At 73.6% G+C, this 4,386-nt stretch carries 4 protein-coding genes; all 4 read left to right on the top strand.

Annotated features, from left to right (window positions below; translation table 11 throughout):
• The coding region (hrpA, locus tag ACTHMS_RS22585) for an ATP-dependent RNA helicase HrpA (protein WP_440308908.1) at window positions 1–2,240 on the top strand (2,240 nt) is incomplete at its 5' end.
• A gap of 610 nt (window positions 2,241–2,850) precedes the next feature.
• Window positions 2,851–3,276 (top strand): hypothetical protein, encoded by a 426-nt coding sequence (locus ACTHMS_RS22590; RefSeq protein WP_440308909.1) that lies wholly within the window; start codon window positions 2,851–2,853, stop codon window positions 3,274–3,276.
• 118 nt (window positions 3,277–3,394) lie between these two features.
• Window positions 3,395–3,814 (top strand): YciI family protein, encoded by a 420-nt coding sequence (locus ACTHMS_RS22595; RefSeq protein WP_440308911.1) that lies wholly within the window; start codon window positions 3,395–3,397, stop codon window positions 3,812–3,814.
• A 63-nt stretch (window positions 3,815–3,877) separates the two neighbouring features.
• A complete protein-coding gene (locus ACTHMS_RS22600) occupies window positions 3,878–4,297 on the top strand; it encodes a YciI family protein (protein WP_440308910.1) in 420 nt (139 codons plus the stop codon).
• Window positions 4,298–4,386: the final 89 nt, after the last annotated feature.

Consider the following 4,386-nt stretch of genomic DNA (forward strand, 5'->3'; position numbering starts at 1 on the left):
ACTTCATCGGCTTCCTCAACCTGTGGAACCACCTGCGCGAGCAGCGCCGCGAGCTGTCCGGCAACGCGTTCCGGCGCATGTGCCGCGACGAGTTCCTGCACTACCTGCGCATCCGCGAGTGGCAGGATCTGCACGGGCAATTGCGCACGATCGCGCAAAGCCTCGGCATCACGCCGCAGGACGAGCCGGCGCCGGTCGCGGCCGTGCATGCTGCGTTGGCGTCCGGGCTGCTGTCGCAACTCGGCATGCGGCCGCCGGCATCGACCCGCGAGTACCTCGGCGCGCGCAACACCCGCTTCGTCCTTGCGCCCGGGTCGGTGTTGAGCAAGCACCCGCCCGCCTGGGTCATCGTCGCCGAGCTGGTCGAGACGTCGCGGCTCTACGGACGCATCGCCGCCCGCATCGAGCCCGAGTCGCTCGAGCACCTCGCCGAGCACCTCGTCGTGCGCACCTACAGCGAGCCGCACTGGGACGCCCGGCGCGGCGCGGCGACGGCGTTCGAGCGGGTGACGCTCTACGGCCTGCCGCTGGTCGCGCGCCGCCGCATCAACTACGCCCGTATCGACGAGGCCGGCGCGCGCGAGCTCTTCATCCGCCACGCGCTCGTCGAGGGCGACTGGACGACGCGGCACCGCTTCGTCGCCGACAACGCCGCGCTGCGCGAGCAGCTCGCCGGGCTCGAGGAGCGCGAGCGGCGGCGCGGGCTGCTCGCCGACGACGACACGATCTTCGCCTGGTATGACGCGCGCATCCCGGCCTCCGTCGTCTCGGCGCGGCACTTCGACGCGTGGTGGAAGAAGACGCGCTCCCGCACACCCGACCTGCTGACCATGACCCGTGACGACCTGCTCGTCGCGCCGGTCGACGACGAGGAGCACCCGTCGTCGTGGACGGCGGGCGACGACCTCGACCTGCCGGTGACGTACCGGTTCGCGCCGGGCGCCGAGGACGACGGCGTCACCGTGCACGTGCCCGTCGACGTGCTCGCGCGGTTGGGGGCGGCCGACTTCGCGTGGCAGGTGCCGGCGCTGCGCGAGGAGCTGGTGATCGAGCTGTTCCGGTCGTTGCCGAAGGAGCTGCGGCGCGCGTTCGTCCCGGTGCCGGACACCGCACGGGCCGTGCTCGCCGAGCTGCAGCCCGGCGGCGAGCCGCTGCTGCCGGCGTTGCAACGGCTGTTGCACCGGCGCTCGGGCGTGCTCGTGCCCATCGACGCGTTCGACCTGGCGAAGGTGCCGCCGCATCTGCGGGTGACCTTCGCCGTCGAGGCGCCGTCGGGCGAGGTGCTCGCGCGCGGCAAGGACCTGCCGGCGCTGCAGGAGGCACTGGCCACGCAGGTGCAGCAGGCGGTGAGCGCGTCGGTGTCCGACGAGTACTCGCGCGTCGGGCTGCGCGACTGGCCGGACGATCTCGCCGAACTGCCCCGCGTGGTCGAGCGCACGTCGACCGGACACGTCGTCCGCGGTTTCCCCGCCTTCGTCGACGCCGGCTCGTCGGTCGAGCTGCGCGTCTTCCCGACCGAGCCGGAGCAGGCCGCGGCGATGCCGGCCGGCGTGCGGCGGCTCGTCCGGCTCACGGTGCCGTCGCCGGTGAAGCCGGTCGAGCGCTCGGTGGGGCCGCGCAGCCGGCTCGTGCTCGCGGCGAACCCCGACGGATCGCTCGGTGCGCTGATCGACGACTGTGCCGACGCCGCGGTCGACGCGCTGCTCACCTCGGTGCCCTGGATGCGGGCCGACTTCGTCGCGCTGCGGCAGGCGGTGGCGTCCCGGATCGTCGGCGAGACCCAGGCGGTGCTCGGTGCGGCCGAGAAGGTGCTGACCGCGGCGCACGAGGCCCGCACCCTGCTGCCGACCGGGCCGGTGCCCGCGGCGCAGCGCGAGGCGATCGACGACGTGCGCGACCAGTTCCGCCGGATCCTGCCGCAGGGCTTCGTCACCGCGACCGGCCGGCGACACCTGCCCGACCTCGCCCGCTGGGTGACCGCGATGACCCGCCGGCTCGAGCGGCTGTCGCGCGAGCTCGACGTCGACGCCGGCCGCATGGCCCGCGTGCGCGTCGTCCAGGACGCCCTCGACACGCTCGTCGCCGCACTGCCGCCGCTGCGTGCGCGCGGCGAGGACGTCCGCGACGTCGCCCGGCTGATCCAGGAGTTCCGCGTCAGCCTCTGGGCCCAGCAGCTCGGCACCGCGCGTCCGGTCAGCGAGCAGCGGATCTTCCGCGCCCTCGACGCCATCGCCCCCTGACGCCCTTCGCCGCGCCGCGGTGCCCGCCGGGGCGGGGCGCCTTGCGGACCGCCCCCTGCTGGTGCCGGTCGATAGGGTCTGCCCGCCCGCGCGAGGCACTCGTCGGGCGGACCGGATCTTGATGCCCGCATCGAACCGTGCGCCGGTGTGGGCATTCCGGTTCGGACGATGGCGCCCGGCTGGTCCGGATCTTGATGCCCGTGGCCGGCCATGGGTCGGTGTGGGCATCCCGGTTCGGACGATGGCGCCCGCGCTGCTCCGGATCTTGATGCCCGTGGTGGCGCATGGGTCGGCGTGGGCATCCTGGTCCGGAATGGTCGGGGCTGCCCCGGGTGCGCCGGCCGACGGGCCAGGCCCGACGCGCGCTGATCGGGGTGTGTGGCGATGCTGCGGGGGTTGGTGCGGCGTGTCCGCCCGCAGGAGCGCCACACACCGCGGGACACCCAGCGTGTGTGGCGATGCTGCGGGGGCTGGTGCGGCGTGTCCGCCCGCAGGGCGCCACACACCACCCGGCGGCGGTTGCCTCGCGAGCGCGGGCAGACCCGATGTCCGCGGACGGGGATGTGCTGACGGGGATGTGCTGCGCGCAGGGGAGCACTACGGTCCTCGCATGGCGCGGTCCTCGACGGCGGGGTACTCGGCGACGCCCCAGGCGCGCAAGCTCGGGCTCAAGCCGGGCACCCGCTTCGCGGCGATCGCGGCGCCGGACGGCTGGGCGCTGCGCGAACCGCCGCCGCTCGAGCCGGCCGACGACAGCGCCGGGGGCGCCGACGTGCTGCTCCACTTCGTCCGCACGCGGGTCGAGGTGGTGCCCGCGCTCGAGGCCGCGGCGCCGCGGATCTTCCCGGCCGGCGCGCTGTGGGTCGCCTGGCCGCGGAAGGCCGCAGGCCACGTGAGCGACGTCGACGAGCACGCGATCCGCGACGCCGCACTCACGCGCCGCCTCGTCGACGTCAAGGTGGCCGCGATCGACGACGACTGGTCGGGGCTCAAGATCGTGTGGCGGGTCGAGCACCGGGGCGCGGGTGGCCGGTGAGGCGGGGATCCGGAAATTGTCAGGGGGTCGGTGTCGAATCCCGTCGAGGCCGTTCGACGCACCGGTGAAGGTCGCACCCGATCAGACCGAGGAGCGTCCGCTGACGAAGGAGATCGCAATGCGCGTGATGGTGCTGGTGAAGGCGAACGAGGAGATCGAGTCCGTCTCGGAGTTCAAGGCCGACGAGTTCGCCGAGATGGACGTCTTCAACGAGAAGCTCGTGCAGGCGGGCGTCTTCGTCGCGGCCGACGGGCTGCGGCCGAGCCGTGAGGGCAAGCGGGTCGCCTTCGACGCCGACAACACGCCGGTGGTGATCGACGGCCCGTTCGCCGAGACCAAGGAGCTGGTGGCCGGCTACTGGATCTGGCAGGTCGGCTCGATGGACGAGGCGGTCGAGTGGATCAAGCAGGCGCCGTTCCGCGACCAGACGATCGAGCTGCGTCGCATCTGGGAGGAGGAGGACTTCGGCGCGGAGTTCACCGCCGAGGTGCGGGCCGCCGAGGCGGCGCTGCGCGAGCAGATCGGCCAGGGCCAGTAGGCCCGGCGACGGACGACACGAGCGACGGACGACACGAGTGATGGACGAGGGCAGGGGATCGCGATGCGCGTGATGGTGCTGGTGAAGGCGACGGACGAGAGCGAGGCGGGCCGCATGCCGACCGCCGCCGAGATCGACGAGATGGGCCGGTTCAACGCCCGGCTGGTCGAGGCGGGCGTCATGCTCGCCGGCGACGGGCTGGCGTCGAGCCGCGAGGGGAAGCGGATCGACTTCGACGGCGACGCGCCGGTCGTGCTCGACGGCCCGTTCGCCGAGACGAAGGAGCTGGTGTCCGGCTTCTGGATCTGGCAGGTCTCGTCCATGGACGAGGCGGTCGAGTGGCTGCGGCAGGCGCCGTTCCGGCAGGGGACGGTCGAGCTGCGCCGGTTCCACGAGCCCGAGGACTTCGGCGACGCCTTCACCCCCGAGCGGCAGGCGCTCGAGGACGACCTGCGCGGGCGGATCGCCTCGCAGCAGCAGTGAGCGCGGCGCAGTGACCGTCGCGCAGACCGTCGAGGCGGTGTGGCGGGTCGAGTCGGCCCGCCTCATCGCCGGTCTCGCGCGCACGGTGC

This window comes from Jatrophihabitans sp., from assembly GCF_051960575.1.
GTDB lineage: Bacteria > Actinomycetota > Actinomycetes > Mycobacteriales > Jatrophihabitantaceae > JBQCEE01.

What these genes read in the sequence shown, in the direction of transcription:
- ACTHMS_RS22590 (WP_440308909.1), top strand. Translation starts at nt 2,851, where the DNA reads ATGGCGCGGTCCTCGACGGCGGGGTACTCGGCGACGCCCCAGGCGCGC.
- ACTHMS_RS22595 (WP_440308911.1), top strand. Translation starts at nt 3,395, where the DNA reads ATGCGCGTGATGGTGCTGGTGAAGGCGAACGAGGAGATCGAGTCCGTC.
- ACTHMS_RS22600 (WP_440308910.1), top strand. Translation starts at nt 3,878, where the DNA reads ATGCGCGTGATGGTGCTGGTGAAGGCGACGGACGAGAGCGAGGCGGGC.